The organism is Planococcus sp. ANT_H30, from assembly GCF_008369335.1.
GTDB classification, from domain to species: domain Bacteria; phylum Bacillota; class Bacilli; order Bacillales_A; family Planococcaceae; genus Planococcus; species Planococcus kocurii.
Genome location: NZ_VOBJ01000008.1, coordinates 116,425 through 134,264, shown reverse-complemented (window position 1 = coordinate 134,264; position 17,840 = coordinate 116,425). Strand labels below are relative to the sequence as shown.

Below are 17,840 nucleotides of genomic sequence, written 5' to 3'. Positions count from 1 at the left end.
CTATATTTTTTCTAGAGAATCAATAACCATAGATACAGCCCGATGAGTGTTGACAGAAGCACCGGAACCGTCAGGATAATCCCGACCTTGAAATACGTTCCCCAGGAGATTTTTACGCCTTTGAGCGACAACACATGGAGCCACAGCAACGTGGCAAGTGATCCGATCGGCGTGATTTTTGGTCCCAGATCCGATCCGATGATGTTCGCATAAATGAGTGCTTCGCGAATGGTTCCGGACGTTTGCGTTTCGGAAATGGCGAGCGCGTTGATCATTACGGTTGGCATATTGTTCATCACCGATGACAGGATGGCAGCGATAAAGCCCATCGAAATCGTGGCGACGAACAAGCCTTGCTCTGCTGCCACTTGGATGACGTCCGCAAGCACACTCGTCAAGCCGACATTGCGGAGCCCGTAAACCACAACGTACATGCCGAGTGAGAAGAAGACGATGTTCCACGGCGCGCCGCGTAAAATGATCCGTGTCCGGACCGCCGGACTTTTCTGCGCCATCAGTAAAAAGAAGATGGCGATGATGCCCGCCACAATCGAAACCGGAACGCCGATGAATTCGCTGGAGAAATACCCGACAAGCAGGATCACCAGAACAAACCAGGACAGACGGAACATCTTATGGTCTTTGATGGCCTCATTCGGTTTTTTCAAGTTTGTGACATCGTAATTTTTCGGAATATCCTTACGGAAGAACAAATACAGCACCAAGATACTGGACACTAAGGCGAATAGGTTCGGCACGATCATACGGGACGCGTATTCCACAAACCCGATGCCGAAAAAGTCAGCCGAGACAATGTTCACCAGGTTACTGACGACCAACGGCAAGGATGTCGTATCGGCAATGAATCCACTGGCCATGATAAACGGAAAAATCATTTTTTCCGAGAAATTCAAGTTTCGGACCATCGCCAGAACGATCGGCGTCAAAATCAGGGCTGCCCCGTCGTTCGCAAACAAGGCCGCCACAAAAGCACCAAGGATGCTGACGAAGACAAACATGCGCACGCCGTTCCCTTTTGCAATTTGCGCCATGTGAAGCGCTGACCATTCGAAGAGGCCGATTTCATCCAAAATCAACGAAATGATGATGATGGCGATAAAAGCAAGTGTGGCATTCCACACAATTCCAAATACATCTTGTACATCTTGAAAATCAACGACTCCAACCAGCAAAGCAAGTACTGCCCCCCCAATAGCTGACCACCCAATCGAAAGATTCCGTGGCTGCCAGATGACGAGTACCAGTGTGAGGAGGAAGATCACGGATGCTAAAATTCCTTGTACCATTTACTTCCCTCCACTATTCACAACTGATTCTTAGTCCTTGTTTTTCCAATTCACGAATTCTCTCATCCTGACTAGGAATGAATTCCATGATGTTAAGAACCATTTCATACATGTCGCTTTCTTTATTCAGCGAGTAGAAAATCCACTGGCCTTTCCGATTTTCCTTCACCAACCCGACATCCCGGAGTTTCCTTAGATGCTGGCTAATGGCTGACTGGCTGATGCCGAAGATCTCCACAAATTCACATACGCAGCATTCGTTCTGTTCCAACAGTTTCATCATTGAAAGCCTGGTTTTATCCCCTAAGAGCTTTAAGACCATGCTGGCTTTTTCGATTTCAATTTCCTTCGCTTTTACTTCCATCTGTTTTTCACCTCTTCACTTTACTGACAATATGTCATCTCTTTGATTCATTTATTATATTATTTCTAAAACCAATAACAGCATATCAGCATATACTTATATGTTCAAGTGCTTTTTCTTATTTTTTTATAAAATTCGCCGCACAAAGTATATATAAAATAAAAAAAGAAGGACAGATTGCCAGGCAATCCGTCTTCCCATTTATTTTCCTTCTATAATAAGTACTGTGTGTTCAGTTAATACTTCCGGTAACATCATGATATATAAACTTAAAATAATTATTTTCTAATCACTATCTGCTTCCGGCAAATTACTAATTGAGATTTTTCGGTGGACTGGTTTTTCTTAATGAGAGCAATACTTGAGAAGCGATTGCTAACACGGGCAATTCAATAAGCGGACCAATCACTAACGCTAACGCAATCAAGGGTTGATCTGGAAAAGCGATGACCGCAATCGCTAACGAAACGGGCGAATTGCGTGCAATGATGGTAAGACTTAGGCTCACTGTATCTTCGTACGAAAACTTCATGGCTTTCCCTACTGTTTGTGCAAGCACGAAATTAATAACGAAGAAAAGTAACACCGGTATGATTAATACAGAAATGACCTCAAGATTATTGATTAAATAATTTCCTTGTGAAGCAAACATGGCCATAATTGCTAGGGATAAAAAGATGATTTGTGCAGTAGCAAAAAAGGGAACCAACTTCTTATTTAAGAAGACTTCTTTCTTACTCAAGGCATAACGGGTCAAATGGGCAAGAGCGAAAGGAATCACCAGTACCAGTAGAATGCTTTCTCCAATGGTCGATAACGGAATGGATTCAATCGTGCCGGCGAAAATGAACAGGTAAACCGGCAAAAGCACGACCTGCAGAATCAAGTTAATCGGCAAAACGGAAGTGGATAAGGGGACATTTCCTTTGGCAATGGAAGTGAACATCAAGTACCAATCTGTACATGGAGTCACCATCAGCATGATAAAACCAATCCATAGGGCTGGATGATCAGCAAGGAAGATAGCTCCCAGCCCCCACGCTACTAAAGGCGTCCAGACAAAATTGATAATGGTATTGGCACTTAGAAATTTCCTGTTTTTAAAGGCATCTTTTAGATGCTGCAAGGGAATGGTTAGAAATAATCCATAGAGCATCAGCAGTAAAAATGGAACGATAAAAGACTCTGCGTAAGTTTCAAAAAAAACAAACTGTCCCAGTAAAAGTCCGATACCTACTGCCGATAAAATGATAACAGTTTGAAACTTTTCAAATACGTTCATGATGGCACTCCTTTATGGAAAGAAAAAACTAAATATATGAGCGACTCCCTATTTAGATTAACTAAGTCAAAAATTTTCAGCCAGCACTTTTGCACACAAAAAAGAGAGAAGATAAGCTTCGATGAGCCTATTGGTTCCCATAACATGATAGAGATTCTAATTAAGCAAGTACTTGCTCCAATCCAGTCAAATAATCGAACGGCTGTCGCAATGTGATTGATCTATTCTTCTGCTTCCTAATTGTTCAAATGGGCTCCCAATCAACAGCTTGAATCTTCAACAATGGGCATTTTTATCCGGCACAACATGACAACTGAGAAACATCGTTGTCGAACGTTAGCGCAGCCAGTTTCACACCTTCGGCCATGGTTAGATACGGCGCGAGGGTTTCGCTAAGATTTTCGATGGTCAAACCGAATTTCACAGCAAGTGTCACCGCATAGATGACATCCCCAGCATTTTCCGCTACGATATGCCCGCCCAGCAGCTGGCGTGTTGTCGCATCCGCCACCAACTTGAATACTCCGGTTGTTTCCCGGTTCACTTGCGCTCGCGGAACAGCCTCCAACGGCAGGACGGAAGTGATGACATCATAGCCGTTTTCTTTTGCCTGTTTCTCTGTCAAGCCGACCGTGGCAATCGCCGGAGCTGTAAACGTTACCCCCGGTACAATGGCCAAATCCAGTTTTTCATTCTGCCCGCCGACCGCATTTCCTGCTGCCACTCTTCCTTGATATGCCGCGACATAAACAAATTGAGGACCGAGCGTCACATCACCTGCTGCATAAATCCGTTCATTGGTGGTTTTGGCATAATCATCAATCCGAATTTCTCCAAGGCCCCCTGTTTCAACACCCGCCGCCTGCAGATTCAAGTTTTCCGTATTGGGCGTTCGGCCGGCTGCAATCAGCAATTGATCAGATTCGATGATCCGCTTCTGACCATCCACCTCGACATAAACTTTTTTCACCTCTCCGACCTGTTCAATTCGCTCGTACGTGGCACCGGTCACTAACCGAATGCCTTGTTCGGTCAAAGCTTTCGTTAGGGCTTCCGAGATTTCCGGATCATATTCCTTGAACAAACGCGAACTTCTTTGCATCAGTGTGACTTCTGAACCGAGATGGTGAAATAGCTGGCCCAATTCCACACCAATATAGCCGGAACCGATGACTGTCAGGCGTTTCGGCACTTTCTTTAGCTCCAACAAGGTCGTGCTGGTCAAGTAATCCACTTCTTCCAATCCGGAAATGGCTGGCACAGCCGGAGCCGCCCCCGTCGCAATCAGAAACCGTTTGGCAGATAGCTTCAGGCCGTCCACTTCAATGGTGTGTTCATCTATAAACCTGGCTTCCCCTTTGATCAACTCAAAACCGTAGTCTTCAATCAAATCGACATATTTCTTGTTCCGGAGATCCGTCACCAGTTCGTCTTTCTGTTTGACCAGCGGAGCCAAATCCACTTCATTCGCAGAGGTGTGCAGTCCGATAAACGGGTTGTTCCTGGCCAAGTGATTGATTTCTCCCGCCCGTAATAAGGTTTTGGAAGGAACACAGCCAATGTTCACACAGGTACCGCCTACCGTTCCCCGTTCAATCATCGCCACTTTCGCCCCATATTTTACAGCTTCGATGGCGGAAGAAAAGGCAGCGCCCCCGGAACCGATGATGATGTAGTCATACTCGCCTTCTTCATCCGGTTGCATCGCTTTTGGTTTTTGAACTTCTTCTGCTTTTCCCGGCTGATACTTGGCATCAGCAATTGCTTTTTTTGCCTTTTCAACCTCCATGTCTTCCGGCAGTTTAAATACAGCTTCACCTTTTCGGAAATCGGCTTGGATCTCTTTTGCGCCAATCGCTTCAAGCGCGACTGCAATGTGTTCTTCGCATCCTGTGCAGGTCATCCCTTGGACATCCACTCGGTATTTGTTCATGTTCTACTCCTCCTCCATCAAAACATCAATAATCGGGCATTCATGCAACTCTTTTTCATTTGGACACCGCTCTTTCAACTCACTCAGCATCCGTTCCGCCCGCTTTAGATCCTCAATCTGCTTTCGGACTTCCACTTCTTTTCTGGACACAAAATCGAACATATCTTCACAGCGCACATTGTCTTTGTCCACAACACCCAATAATTTATAAATTTCATTCAATGAAAATCCCAACTCCTGCAGCCGCCGGATAAATCCTACCCGTTTGACCGTTTCCTTTGAATAAATACGATACCCCGAATTATTCCTGACAGGTTCTTGCAATAGCTCTTTTCGTTCATAGTACCGGATGGTTTCCTTATTCACTTCACATAGAGTTGCAAGTTCACTGATTCGATAGCTCAATTTTCTTCACCTCAGAAAAAGTATAAACCATGTACTTAGGTACATGGTCAAACATCTACACTTCAATACTTTCTATATATAAAATTTCAAGTTACTAAAACGAGATTTAAAATAGTCGTTTATTAAAAATAAAGCGTTCGTAAAAGTACACTTTTACGAACGCTTTGAAAAGGGCAAAAAACGGCCGAAAAGAGCGTTCGTAAACGTGTCAAACGACTTTACGAACGTTCGCTAAATTGCACACACTTTTACGAACGGTTTTCAGGTATAATGAGAGGAAAAGAATTGTTTATAGAGGTGAATTATGGAACATCGCAAATTTGGTTACATACGCGTCAGCAGCAAAGACCAAAATGAAGGCCGACAATTGGAAGCCATGAAAAAAATGGGTATCACTGATCGGGACATTTATTTGGACAAGCAAAGCGGAAAAAACTTCGAACGTGCAAACTATCAATTACTGAAACGGATTATTCGGAAAGGCGATATTTTGTATATCCACTCTCTGGATCGGTTTGGCCGGAACAAAGAAGAGATCCTCCTGGAATGGAATGACCTCACAAAAAACATCGAAGCTGATATTGTGGTGCTGGATATGCCATTACTCGATACCACCCAATATAAAGACAGCATGGGGACATTCATAGCGGACTTGGTTTTGCAGATTCTATCGTGGATGGCTGAAGAGGAACGGGAACGCATCCGGAAACGTCAGCGAGAAGGAATCGAGCTAGCATTGCAAAATGGCATTCAGTTTGGCAGACCGACCGTTTTTGTTTCAGAGGAATTCAAAGAGGTTTATAGAAAATGGAAAGCTGGAGAATTTACAGCAGTGCAGGCCATGCAAGAATTAGGAATTAAGAAAACAACTTTCTATAAATTGGTGAGAAATTTTGAATCTGAAGTAAAATAATGCTTTCTAAGTAAGTGACTATTATATAGAAGAAACTCAAATAAAAAGAGGATTTCAATTTAATAAAATCCTCTTTTTGCTTAGGTATAATTCAATTAAGTAGGTATTATTAATGCTTACTGTCTTGATGATTTTTCAAAGTTTTGGCTGCTTCACTCTTTTGTTTTTTAGTTGAAGATTTTTTTCCTAGAGTTTTACCTGCTTTGCCAACTTTACCACCCGAATGTTTAGGCATATATTTTCCTCCTCTATTTTTTCAACGATACTTCTTTTAGGTAATTACTTAATTATGAACAGATTTTTGTCTCTTAACTTTTATAGTATTCAGGATTTTCTTCAACCACAGGGTTTCCATGATCAATTCCCCCACCTAACCATTCACCAGTTACCACCCATAACTCATAGTAGGTTAGCCACAGGCTTACCCACGGTATCGTGGTCTTGTAAATCCACATACTGCGCTTCCACTCTTTTGCTTTGGGATAGAAAAGACAAAGGGTATCTTGGCCATACATATGTGGAATAGGTTGATTTTTATAAGATTTCAATGGCGGACTCAACACCCATACACTGGGAGGTCCTTGCATTTCATATTCAATCTTAATGGTATATTCGGGACTGAGAGGCTGGGGCTGTAATGTGCCTATCCACGTCACTTTCTGTTCTGATAAAGACTCTTGAAACTGGGGAAATCGATTAACCAATGAATAAGATTGCTCCCCTAAAGAAAGATTTTTTTCTTTAATTTTTCCATTCTTTCTTTTCGGCTTTTGATTATATTTATCATCCACCATAAAATGTATTCCGTTTTACAGTAGTAATTTCTTCAGCTGCTACAACGGGTGTAAAGCTCATTACACCTGCAGCCGTGATTCCTAACTTACCCGCTTGTCTATATGCTTCATTAACTTTAGCCTGTTTGTTCATTCCTTTGTTTATTGGTTCTTCCCCAAACATTTCTTTCAAAAGAGAAGCTACTTCTATATATCCTTCTTCTTTCGCATCGCTAATTTCTGTCCATTTTTCTCTAAAATCACGAATAAAGAGAAGGAAGGAATCATACAGCTCTGGTTTCTCGTTCCAACGCTCACTTAATACCTCCAATTTATTCTGTGGATTATAAACTGTAATTTTGCCTGATTGAGCAGCATTTAAAATTCCGTCCAGTATACCTTCGATTGCATCATGAACGGAAGATTGGTTGCCATAAAATTCACCCGCTAACGTGGTAAGTACAATACTGATAGGAGCTTTTTTAGGATTTTCTTCAAAATAAATATCACGGTGTCGCTTCATTAATTGAACGGCCCTTTTCAAAGGTGGTTTGATTTGTATCGGTTCTACCCCTGGCATCTTCTCAATTTCCGCACTTTTTTCCATTAGAATTTGATTATTGAAAGAAACATCATAATCCTTAGCCGTCTCTTCAAACCAATTGGCATAGCCCTTTGGATTGCTGTCCTTCCAATCGGCTAACTTTCTGTCCGGAACTTTCACACACCCATTCGAATCTTCCTTGACCGGGCAGGCAGGCAAAATATCCATGTGAAAGTTCCGTTTGTAATTCAATCGAATGCACCTATTTTTCCGTTCGACCATAGGGGCATAAACCTCATGTTCACGAAGCCTTTCTTCAATCAAATCAAGTATTTCAATAGGGTTCTCATATTTTTTCCAATCTAGATTTAATTCACAAACAAAATCTAAATCAAACTCTTGATTGAACATTGGATGCACAGTGGTGCCGATTTTAAGAGAACCTTGAGGGTAGATATCGATATCAATATCTGGGAAACGTTCCTCATCTTCTGATAACCAGTTAGCTACAGCATTATAAGAAGTCTCAGATTGGTCATATTGGCTTTTACTTATTTGTAGAGCTTCACCAATACTTTGAAGCAATTCATCTAACTGATGGTCCTTTGAATATGTCTTCAGCATAAAATACCCCCTTTAATATTCTTAGCAAATTTTTTCTCTGAAAGCCAAACCCTTTAGATTCCGCTTTTTGAATCATTATTTTTAGTCTATTGTCAAAGCTTTGATAAATATTCTTTCATGGTTGTTTTGGTCATAGATAACCCATGGCATTTCTGCTTTAGGCATTCTAGCTCTGCCCATTTCTACTGCACAAGAAACTGCCATTGCCGGAAAAATGCTTAAGGAAGTAGAAAACCCGTGTTTTTCTTTTATATCCCTCATTAGTTGTCTAACTACCGTCCGCATCATAACCAACTGTGCTTTTGATCGAATGATATCGTTACCTACCAAGCCATCTTTCACAGTTAATTCCCAGATGGATACCTCTTTCCCTAAGATACTGTGAATCCTGTCATGTGAAACTTTGTCGCTTAATGAAATGACAAGTACAGGAGGATGATTACAAGTAACTGGTTTCTTAATTAAAAATTCGAAGCCTTCCGGAAAATCCTGCCACATCCAAGTCTTTGGTTCTCTAATGGGTTGATAGACATCAACATCAACTTTATCAGTAAATAATGTTCCTAACTGAATTAGCAAAGGCATCGGCGCTAAAGAAAATAATGAAAAATGAGCTCCATTTTTATTTCGTATCCTTTTTTCAACCTCGCTTTTAAACTCGAATTTCAGGTTTACAGATTCGGCCGTCCAAAATTCTGGCGAATGATCTTGTTGAGCCCAAGCCATGGAAATAGCAACTGGATTTTCTTCGGCAGGATATCGATTCGGGAATATAGCTTCAATTGCTTCCTCTTTATTTAATGGAGAAAATTGTGCTCCTATGTTGCTTCCATAAAAAACAATATGAGACTTTTTATCGGAGGCTATTCCCGTTACAATAGCAATTCGCTTCTCTTGTTCGCGTTTCCACTGTTGAAGCAAAGATCCAGAATACTTTTCTCCATCTTTATCAGCATCAATCAGTTTATGGCAACCGGGACACATTAAAGTTAAGTTCTCAATGCTATTTAAAGATGAGAGTCGTGTTTTAAAAGGTCCCCAACCTCGTGGTCCAGACTCTGAAAACGAATAAATATGGGCTTTTTCTGAAATGTTTACTGATTCTTGGGTTACTGGTGATTTATAGAGTAATCGATTGCACCCTGGAAATTGGCAGCGGCCCGCGGCTCTTGCCCAAAGCTCTCTTTCTACTTTTGGATCAATACGGCGAGTAAGTTTAATTTCTGTCGTGATACAAATTCCTCCTTTATGGATTATTTTTTATAATCTATTTCTATTGTGTAAACATATGGTATCACGGAAACCGAACTTAATCAACATGTAGTACGAACATATTTTCTATAACACATCATATTGTGTCCCTTACTATTCCCTTCAATGATAGAAGTCAAATCACTGTCTTCTTTTAAGCTGAAATGTAGAGAAGATTTTTGGACCCTTGAATTTACCACTGTTTTTCTTAACTACCATCCCCATAGATTTAAGATATATAGTTTGTGAAATAAGTTTTGATAAAATAGAAATAAAAAAGAAGATGACTTTTGTCATCTTCTTGCATCTATCAATAACCATCGTTTTTGAGAGGTGTAGTAAAGTTAGTACATTGATTATTTTTTAAAATTCTTTGTTTGAAATGGTAAAATAAGCTTAATGTAGGGGAGGAATAATATGGATATAAATTTACTAAGAGAACTGATTAATCAATCAGAAAGTGAATTTCTAGATTTCAAAAAAGGATTGTACGTTAAAACGAATTACGAGGACTTGCTAAAAGATGTAATAGCTATGGCAAATGCTAAAGTAAATGGATCTCGCTATATCATATTCGGAGTAAAAGAAAAAGCTGGACAAGAAAAGGAACTTTTTGATGTTAAAGAACCAATTGATGCAGCTACCTACCAAGAATTAATATTTGAAAACATCGAGCCTCACTTGACTTGTCATTTGAATTACCTTACTTACAATAATCGTTTATTAGCGGTACTTGAAATTGTAGAACCAAAAGCGCAACCTTATTTACTTAAGAAAAAGTATGGTAATTCGCATAAAGGACTATGTTATATTCGTCGAGGAAGCAAAAATGATTTCGCCTTGCGTGCAGATTTTGATTATTTCTACAAGCAAGGACAGTTCGAGATCCATATACTTGATCGTTTTTTGAGCGCAACAGATACTAAAAGTGGATGCGCAACATTAGAGTGTTCCTTTAGAAACTGCACAGACTTTCCAATTACTATTTACAAAGGTTACTTAGAAGTATGGGATTCACAAAAAATGCGCTCACAGCATCGGTTGTTTGGATATTCTCGTCATATCCCTGGCGCGGATTTCCGTCTACCTATATCCCCTAAAGAAGAAGTAACCAATTATTTCGCGTTTGGCTTTGAATCAAGTGACTGTTTACGATTAGAAATGGATGAATTCGGACATTCTAATTTAAATTTCAATTTTAAATTATATTTAATTGATACGATAGGGAATGAATATTTAGGGACAGCAGAGAATGGTATTGTGTTTGCTAAGGGCGATTTTTTATGGAAAGTTAAAATGAAGAGTTAATAAGTATGTAGTGTAGTAGCAGCTCAAAAAGAAGACTTCAATAGATTAATTAACCCCTTCAGTGACAGCGAGACGAAAAAACTTAAAACAACATATATTATTGCAGAAGACACATGTTAAACTTAACTGATTTAAAATTACTAATAATATTAAAATTTTCAGGTTTTAGATTATTGGTATTCATACGAAATCAAATAAAAGATAAAGGGGTAATTTTTTTGGAAAATATAACATTAAAAAGTTTTGTGGTTGCGATTGCTCGAACTAATCCATCTGGAGTTTCAGTATTAGGAACTGGTTTCTTTATCGGGAATGGTTTAATTGCTACCACAAAGCATGTAACAAATGGTGATGATCATAATCTATGTATTATCTTACCTAAATATTCTATTGATGAATATCAAGATACTTCAGATTCAGGAGTAAATTTAATGAGTGCTAGAATAAGAGAAATTAATCCAATTAGAGATATTTGCATTCTTGAGGTGGACGGTCATATAACTCCGCCTTATACCCTGCAAAGTACTGATAACATCAGTGTTGGCAATCCTGTTATTGTCTATGGATATCCTCACGCTGACCATGGACGCTTTGTATTAACGCAACAAAACACCCAAGTAGGTGCTAAAATTTTCATAGAATCTCATGGAATCAAGTCTAAGCATATAGTTTTAAATACACAAGCTCGACCCGGGCAGTCTGGAGGTCCAATTTTAAATTCACAAAATAACTCTGTAATAGGAATGCTTATAGGGTCCTATGCTCCAGGTGGAGGCGGTGGAATATCTTTGGGGGGTGTTGATCCTCTTACACTACACCAAACTACTCATGTAATTTCTGCTGAATATATCAGGGAGATGATTTAAAATGCAATATTTTTTAGAAGGATCAGAAGGAAAAATTAATCTTATTAATGTATTACCTGTGTACCAACGAAAAATTATCCAAGAGCTTCTTGAACAAGGAAAATCTAACGAAGAAATCGCTGAAATATGGTTAGAAGCAAACGGACCTGCTAACACCTTCCCTTTTGGAACCGAAAACAAGAAAAATGCTTTTTTTGAAAAACTCAAAATTGAAGTTGAAGATTTTATTTGCAATGATGAAAAATATATTGAAGAAAGAAAACAGGTAATAGAAAAATATAAATCTAGCGAATTAGTCGGTGTTACCACTTTAACTGCGTGCATCGCTCCGGTAATCGGTACAGCACCATCGCTAATTCTACCTGTAGTAGTATTGATACTAGATACAGTACTTAAAATGGGTGTAAATGCTTGGTGTGCTCTTCGAATTGAGCAGCGAGAGTAACTAAAAGAATTTAAATATATTTAAACTAGAAAAAATTTAAAAACGAAAGAAACCCTGACTATGAAAACAGTCAGGGTTCTTTCACGGTTTTTTTTAAGTGTAAAACCGTCTAAAACACATATTTAACAGATTTTCAATTAAATTCCGAGTTCTATTTTATAGAATCTCGAGGTAAGCTATTACCTTGGATTAATCATATCATTAATTGATAAAAAAAACAATTTATATATTGTATTTTTCAAAATCGTCCTTATAGTATCTAGTTGAGTTTTCAAAGAATACTTCTCTAAACTTATTAACCAGCAACAAATTAGGGCCATCTGTTCTCAAGTCTAATTCCTTTATTAAATATGGAGGATCAATTTTCTTAAACGGCAAGAATCCTAGGAATTTTAACTTTGTACTTTCCAAAATATTGATAGGTTCTTTAAATGGGATGTTTTGAGAATAGAAAAAGTTCCTATCATTATTTCTTTTAGCTTTTAAAAAATCATTTTTGAATTTAATACTTTCGTCATTTTGCGTAAACAACTTACAAATGACATAACTATTTTGGTCAGCTAGGGACATCCCATTTGTCTGAAAATGTTGACTACTTTTTAATTTATAAATTGGCATCTTACTTTTATCAAATTTAAAATCATGGAGATCTCCAAAAAAGTTAGAAGAAATCATTTCAATTCCCATCCCTAGACCTCTTTCACTGTAAAAAGCATTATAGAATAATAAAACAGCTATTTCATCAGGTATTTGAGCACGCAATAATCCAATATGTTGTCTATGTTCTTCTATATCATTACTAAAGTGCTGATTAATTAATTTAATCGTTCGGTGTGTAGTTCTAAAAAAATGACCAAGCTTCGGATATTGCCCATCAAATGTGCTATCACAAACTCTATAAACATCGTCATATGTGATAAAAGAATCATTAAAATCCTGCTTGGAATTTTCTTGTATTAATTCAGTAAGAATATTTCTATTTCTATTTAAAATTGTTTTGGAATAAAAATAGTGTCTCTTTAATCCTCGTCCTATCCAATCAGCATTTAACTTATATACATGTGTCTCATTTAAAATACCGTAATTTATAGACGGCTTTCCTGATAAATGATTTATAGTGATCCAAAGTGAACGCATATCTTTAATCTCATTGCTTTTAATTAATTGTATTAATCCATTCTTTTCTTTATCAAGTTCACTGCCCTCATCAAAAGAAAGATTTTTTTCAAGTTTTTCTAAAATTTCATTTCTGTTTTCCTCATTATTTCTAGTTAAATAATCAAAAACAAATCCAGCTCCCCTATTAACTAACATATCTACCTTAGTGCTAGAAGAAGCAAGGTTTTTTTCTAAATTAGCAATTAATGTGTTGCTTTCTTTCATTATTTCATGATCGTTGATGATATCAGTTGTAAATTTAATAAGTTCTAAAATACCTTGTCTTTTACTACTTTCCTCATTATTAGCAGTGTTTTTACTTGCTATGACTAAGGAAAATGCTGTAATTAAACTACCTAGTAAAGGTATAGAAATTCTTAAAATGTCGTCTAATCTACTACTGTCTTTGCCCACTTCTGGATTATAATTTAGCAGAACCATTACAAAATAAGACAAAGCTCCACCAAATAATAAACCTGAGGTTATTAATCCCATAAAGACAAAACGTGGGACCTTTTTAAAAGACAAAATTTTAAGTATGAAAATTCCAGATACCAGTATGATTGATAATAAAATAAAATTCAATTCCATAGATCCCCTCTTAATCTCCTCGTCTTTACCTGAGAAATATTTTGATATCTAAATATAATTTATTATTAAAAATCATCTTTTTGATAATCATAGTATATCCACCTATTGGATATATTTGAATCATATTAAAAGTGATGTAGTCAGTTTCATTTCTACAAAACTCTCTCCATTTATTAGATAGACATAAGTTTTTTCAATAATACTGTTCAAATCTTCGAGGTGTTCTTCACTTAATGTAAAATCACGGTTATTTACAAGAATAATAAATCGTTCTTCCCCGTTAAATCTTTCGCTATAGAAATCAACTAACCCTAAATTACCGTATGCCTTTAATAGTTTACGACCATTATTTCTTTCATGGGTTTCGATCAATTGCGTATAATCTGTTGCGATCAAACGATAGGAAAGACCGTTTGGAATTAGCTCAAATTGTGCAACTTTCTTTGGAGGCTGTAGCGTGATGGTGCGCTGCTTATTAATGACCCCAAGTCTTTTAGTTTTTTGTTCTTCGATATCAATTAATTGAGCGTTCATTTGATTGATTAATGCAGAATTTTTATTGTCCTGATTATCGGTCTGATAGTGTATTAAGCGATCTAATACTTCATTATACTGTTGCTGGAATGTATAGACTAAATAATCATGCATTTTATTTAATTGAAATGTGCGTTTTTTCTCAAGTGTATTTCTTTCCTCAATTGCTAGCTGCAAAACTTTTTGTTGCAAAACGGGTTGTTCATTAAAAGGAAGTTCTGTAACAGTAGGAGAAAATTTATCCATTGATAACCAATATGGCGTTAATTGAACAACTGAACCATCCATACGCTTCGCAATGAAAAATAAATGATTTTTCAATTCTTTGCCGATACCATCTTTGTAAATAAGACGATAAGCATCGACTTCCAAATGTTCAGGCACACTATAAGTCATTAAATAGCGCTTAAAGATAAATTGATCCCGTGTTTTTAATAACAATTTATTAGCCAGTGCGTATAAAGGATGCAATTTTGTTATATAAGATATTTCATCGCTGCTATGCTCAATATAACCTGTGTATCGATAAGGATCTGTAAAGCTTGTTTCTTTTGCGAATTGATCGCGAATAAGTTTAGGAAACCGATCTATACGCTTTACATGGTTTTCATGACTATCGAATACTTTTACATTCGATCTAGTAAAGGCATGATCCATCAATTCTACGTACATTCGATTAGGAACTTTGTTAATTTCAATATCGACTTGAGACTGCTTCATTGCAGAAACATCCATGGCATCAGAGTCAAACTGCATTTTTTTCATCGTTTGAATCAATTCTTTATGTTCGTCACTAAGGCCCTTGTCCATTTTCTTTATGACATCATCTAAGTTCTCACGCGTTAAAATAGCTTCTTTCATTAACTCGGCCAGATTAATTTCGCCATCTAATAAATCTCCCATAATGTTATAGACTAGATCGGTACCAAGATCTTCTTTCATCGAATCCAGCTTTGTCAACAACCGGGACAAGACATAACCTTCTCGTGTATTCGCAGCTACCAGGTTAAAAATAAACACTTCATTTTTCTGTCCAATTCGATGAATTCGTCCCATACGTTGTTCTAATCTATTGGGATTCCAAGGGATATCATAATTAATCATTTGATTACAAAATTGAAGGTTAATGGACTCTCCGCCAGCGTCTGTAGCCAACATAATTTGGGCGTGGTGACGGAACGATTCTACTTGCTTACGCCGTTCATCCATGGAGTAGCTACCCATAATTTTTGCAATTAGATTGACTCTAGTGCTTAATTTCTCCGCTAAATATTTTAAGGTGTCTACGGATTCTGTGAAAATCAATATTTTCTCTCCCGTATAAATTAAGCCGTCTACTCCAAATAACATCGTTTCTAATTCTAAGTATTTTTTCTCTATCTCATGCTTTTTCAAAGAAGTTGTCATGTACAATAATTTTTCAAGCTCGAAAATCTCTTCCTCTAGAAGGTGAATATCGATAGTATCTATAGAAAGTTCAAATTCCTGCTCAAGTAAGTCCTGGGACTCCACTACGTCTTCTTCTAAATTACTTTCATATAACTTTTCAAGCTTTTGTGCGTATTCTTTTCTTTCCAATTCGGTATTAGCTAAAATAGCTTGTACTTTTTTATACCGACGCTCAAGAGATTTATGTATGGCCTCAATTGATGAACTTAATCGACGCTGTAAAAGCATCATTGCAAAGGCCGTACTATTATGACCAGTATTTAATGCTCGATTAAAATGAGTCTGTACATACTCTGTTACAGCATAATATAATTCCAATTCCGGTTCTGTTAAATTATATTGAATCGTTTTGGTCGTCCGTTTCGGAAAAATAGGGGTACCATCAAAGTTGACCATGGACTCTTTCAATCTACGAATAATAAAGGGATTGGTCTTGTCTTGAAGTGTCTGATTTGTTGAGACATGCTGAAATATATCCGGTTCTATCAGCTTCATTAATAACCGGAAATTTTCAGCATCTCCTTTATGAGGAGTAGCTGTTAACAATAAACAATGTTCTGTTTTAGCTAGCAACTTTTCACCAAGCTGGTAAAGTCTTGTTTTAGATGTTTTCTTTTTAATTTTTCCATAAGAATATGCTGCCATCTTATGCGCTTCATCTACGATGACTAAATCGAATTGGGCTTCTAAAATCAATTCTTTAATTTCATCTCGCGAAGACCAGTAAATAGAAGCTAGACAATGGTCGTTTTCCATAAAAGGATTCAAGCTACCATATTCATTCAAAACGGCTCTATTAATAATTTTAAAAGACTCCTGGAACTTTTCATCCATCTCTTCTTGCCATTGACGGAGCACTAGCGGTGGAACTAGAACTAAAATACGTTTGACGCTTTCACGAGCCTTCAATTCTTTAATTAACATGCCGGACGTAATTGTTTTACCTGCGCCAGGATCGTCTGCTAATAAGTACCGAATGTTCGAAGATGGCAACATACGACTATAAACAGCTTCGATTTGATGGGGCAATGGAATAACTTCTTGATTTCCAAGTGCACGTGTTTTAGAGAACCTATCTTCTAATTCAAGTATTAAATATAATAATCTTTGTTGGATTGTTTCTCCTGACAGATCAATGCTCAAATCTCTAGACGTACTAACGACTGCTAATTTCTCAATATCATGTGACGTTAATAATTGCTCATAATATTGATTTGATTGACGTCCGATACCTTCTAACAAATGATAGTCTTCTCCAAACGCTTCTAGTTTCTTAATTTCAATTGTCTCCGGAAAAAAGGGTCCATTTATAATATCTCCAATGTTCATACTCTACCTCCCAAAAAATCCCTCACTCAAAAGAGCAAGGGATTGTAATATTTCTTTCTATTATCGTGTCTCGAATGGTTTTGATGATTGTAAACCGTTCCCGGTCTAAATCCCCTATACGTACATGGTAATTGAATGGGAAGAAGATTGCACTAGTATTTATTACTTCAAGCGAAATCGTGTTCGTTTCATGGTGCGCCATTAAAACTTCTAGCAATAACGACGGTATTATGGAATTCTCCAGTGGTAGTTTTAGCTGGTTTTTTTCATAGACACCCGATTTAACCGTATTTAATATACCCCACTCTTTTATCGAAGAAAAAACTGCACTAGTTGCTACTTCCACACGCCTGCGATCCCCATACAGATTTTTCATTTGAGACAAGATTGTTCGGCTATAGACTTCATCTGCCATTTTTAAGTTCTTTCCCACATATTGCATTTGTTCCCTAAAATAAGGGTAGGCAATGCTAACTAAACAATAATGAACAAACTTCTTTTCTGTCGCATTTAAATATGGATACTCTACAACCAATTTTTCACGGATGTCTTGAATAGAGGGCTCTACTAAACTCCAGGTTTTCATTAACATGGTAATGGCATTTTTTCTGGATTTTCCGCCTTTTATAGAGCCAAGTAATTCTGCATCCAACTGTGTGTACATGTCTTTTCTATCTGTATAATGTCGCAGGAGATTCGCCGTAGTATCTAGATGTGCGAGTTGAATTTTTTGGTCAAAACCTACTGCTTTCATGATACCTACC

At 37.6% G+C, this 17,840-nt stretch carries 16 protein-coding genes; 4 read left to right on the top strand and 12 right to left on the bottom strand.

All coding sequences use genetic code 11. The annotated features are described in order from the left end of the window. Positions 1 to 11: 11 nt before the first annotated feature. The 5 genes from FQ085_RS15010 to merR form a co-directional block, all read right to left on the bottom strand. Entirely contained in the window at positions 12 to 1,307 is a 1,296-nt protein-coding gene (locus FQ085_RS15010) for an arsenic transporter (RefSeq protein ID WP_149457018.1), read from the bottom strand. 13 nt (positions 1,308 to 1,320) lie between these two features. Further along, on the bottom strand, positions 1,321 to 1,671 hold the full coding sequence (locus FQ085_RS15005; RefSeq protein WP_101803159.1) for an ArsR/SmtB family transcription factor: 351 nt from the start codon (positions 1,669 to 1,671) through the stop codon (positions 1,321 to 1,323). A 313-nt stretch (positions 1,672 to 1,984) separates the two neighbouring features. Continuing rightward, positions 1,985 to 2,953: an arsenic resistance protein gene (locus FQ085_RS15000; protein WP_149457017.1), complete on the bottom strand. Its 969-nt coding sequence runs from the start codon at positions 2,951 to 2,953 to the stop codon at positions 1,985 to 1,987. 292 nt (positions 2,954 to 3,245) lie between these two features. Continuing rightward, the gene (gene merA / locus FQ085_RS14995) at positions 3,246 to 4,886 is read right to left on the bottom strand and encodes a mercury(II) reductase (protein WP_149457016.1); all 1,641 of its coding nucleotides are present in this window, start codon (positions 4,884 to 4,886) and stop codon (positions 3,246 to 3,248) included. Positions 4,887 to 4,889: 3 nt separating this feature from the next. Then, on the bottom strand, positions 4,890 to 5,291 hold the full coding sequence (merR, locus tag FQ085_RS14990) for a mercury resistance transcriptional regulator MerR (RefSeq protein WP_101803156.1): 402 nt from the start codon (positions 5,289 to 5,291) through the stop codon (positions 4,890 to 4,892). Positions 5,292 to 5,595: 304 nt separating this feature from the next. Between merR and FQ085_RS14985 the strand changes: the two genes are divergently transcribed. After that, on the top strand, positions 5,596 to 6,204 hold the full coding sequence (locus FQ085_RS14985; protein WP_149457015.1) for a recombinase family protein: 609 nt from the start codon (positions 5,596 to 5,598) through the stop codon (positions 6,202 to 6,204). 109 nt (positions 6,205 to 6,313) lie between these two features. On the opposite strand, the gene FQ085_RS18375 is transcribed toward FQ085_RS14985, so the two are convergent. The 4 genes from FQ085_RS18375 to FQ085_RS14970 form a co-directional block, all read right to left on the bottom strand. Continuing rightward, a complete protein-coding gene (locus tag FQ085_RS18375) occupies positions 6,314 to 6,439 on the bottom strand; it encodes a hypothetical protein (protein ID WP_262499818.1) in 126 nt (41 codons plus the stop codon). 73 nt (positions 6,440 to 6,512) lie between these two features. Then, on the bottom strand, positions 6,513 to 6,998 hold the full coding sequence (locus FQ085_RS14980; RefSeq protein WP_149457014.1) for a type II CBASS E2 protein: 486 nt from the start codon (positions 6,996 to 6,998) through the stop codon (positions 6,513 to 6,515). Then, a complete protein-coding gene (locus FQ085_RS14975; RefSeq protein ID WP_149457013.1) occupies positions 6,988 to 8,145 on the bottom strand; it encodes a nucleotidyltransferase domain-containing protein in 1,158 nt (385 codons plus the stop codon). Before FQ085_RS14975 ends, FQ085_RS14980 begins: the two co-directional genes overlap by 11 nt. An 81-nt stretch (positions 8,146 to 8,226) precedes the next feature. Then, on the bottom strand, positions 8,227 to 9,237 hold the full coding sequence (locus FQ085_RS14970) for an SAVED domain-containing protein (protein WP_410477413.1): 1,011 nt from the start codon (positions 9,235 to 9,237) through the stop codon (positions 8,227 to 8,229). A gap of 576 nt (positions 9,238 to 9,813) precedes the next feature. Here FQ085_RS14970 and FQ085_RS14965 point away from each other — a divergent pair. From FQ085_RS14965 to FQ085_RS14955, 3 genes are all read left to right on the top strand, one after another. Then, positions 9,814 to 10,704 (top strand): AlbA family DNA-binding domain-containing protein, encoded by an 891-nt coding sequence (locus FQ085_RS14965; protein WP_149457011.1) that lies wholly within the window; start codon positions 9,814 to 9,816, stop codon positions 10,702 to 10,704. 113 nt (positions 10,705 to 10,817) lie between these two features. Further along, positions 10,818 to 11,570 carry a S1 family peptidase gene (locus tag FQ085_RS14960; protein ID WP_262499817.1) on the top strand — a complete coding sequence of 251 codons (753 nt, stop codon included), beginning with the start codon at positions 10,818 to 10,820 and terminating at the stop codon, positions 11,568 to 11,570. A 1-nt stretch (position 11,571) separates the two neighbouring features. Beyond that, complete coding sequence (locus FQ085_RS14955) at positions 11,572 to 12,015, top strand: hypothetical protein (protein ID WP_149457010.1); 444 nt, start codon at positions 11,572 to 11,574, stop codon at positions 12,013 to 12,015. A gap of 222 nt (positions 12,016 to 12,237) precedes the next feature. On the opposite strand, the gene FQ085_RS14950 is transcribed toward FQ085_RS14955, so the two are convergent. The 3 genes from FQ085_RS14950 to FQ085_RS14940 all read right to left on the bottom strand — a co-directional run bounded on the left by FQ085_RS14950 (position 12,238) and on the right by FQ085_RS14940 (position 17,830). Then, positions 12,238 to 13,764 carry a putative phage abortive infection protein gene (locus tag FQ085_RS14950; protein WP_149457009.1) on the bottom strand — a complete coding sequence of 509 codons (1,527 nt, stop codon included), beginning with the start codon at positions 13,762 to 13,764 and terminating at the stop codon, positions 12,238 to 12,240. A 120-nt stretch (positions 13,765 to 13,884) separates the two neighbouring features. Next, the gene (locus FQ085_RS14945; RefSeq protein ID WP_149457008.1) at positions 13,885 to 17,076 is read right to left on the bottom strand and encodes a DEAD/DEAH box helicase; all 3,192 of its coding nucleotides are present in this window, start codon (positions 17,074 to 17,076) and stop codon (positions 13,885 to 13,887) included. A 22-nt stretch (positions 17,077 to 17,098) separates the two neighbouring features. Beyond that, positions 17,099 to 17,830 carry a hypothetical protein gene (locus FQ085_RS14940; RefSeq protein ID WP_149457007.1) on the bottom strand — a complete coding sequence of 244 codons (732 nt, stop codon included), beginning with the start codon at positions 17,828 to 17,830 and terminating at the stop codon, positions 17,099 to 17,101. Between the last annotated feature and the right edge of the window lie 10 nt (positions 17,831 to 17,840).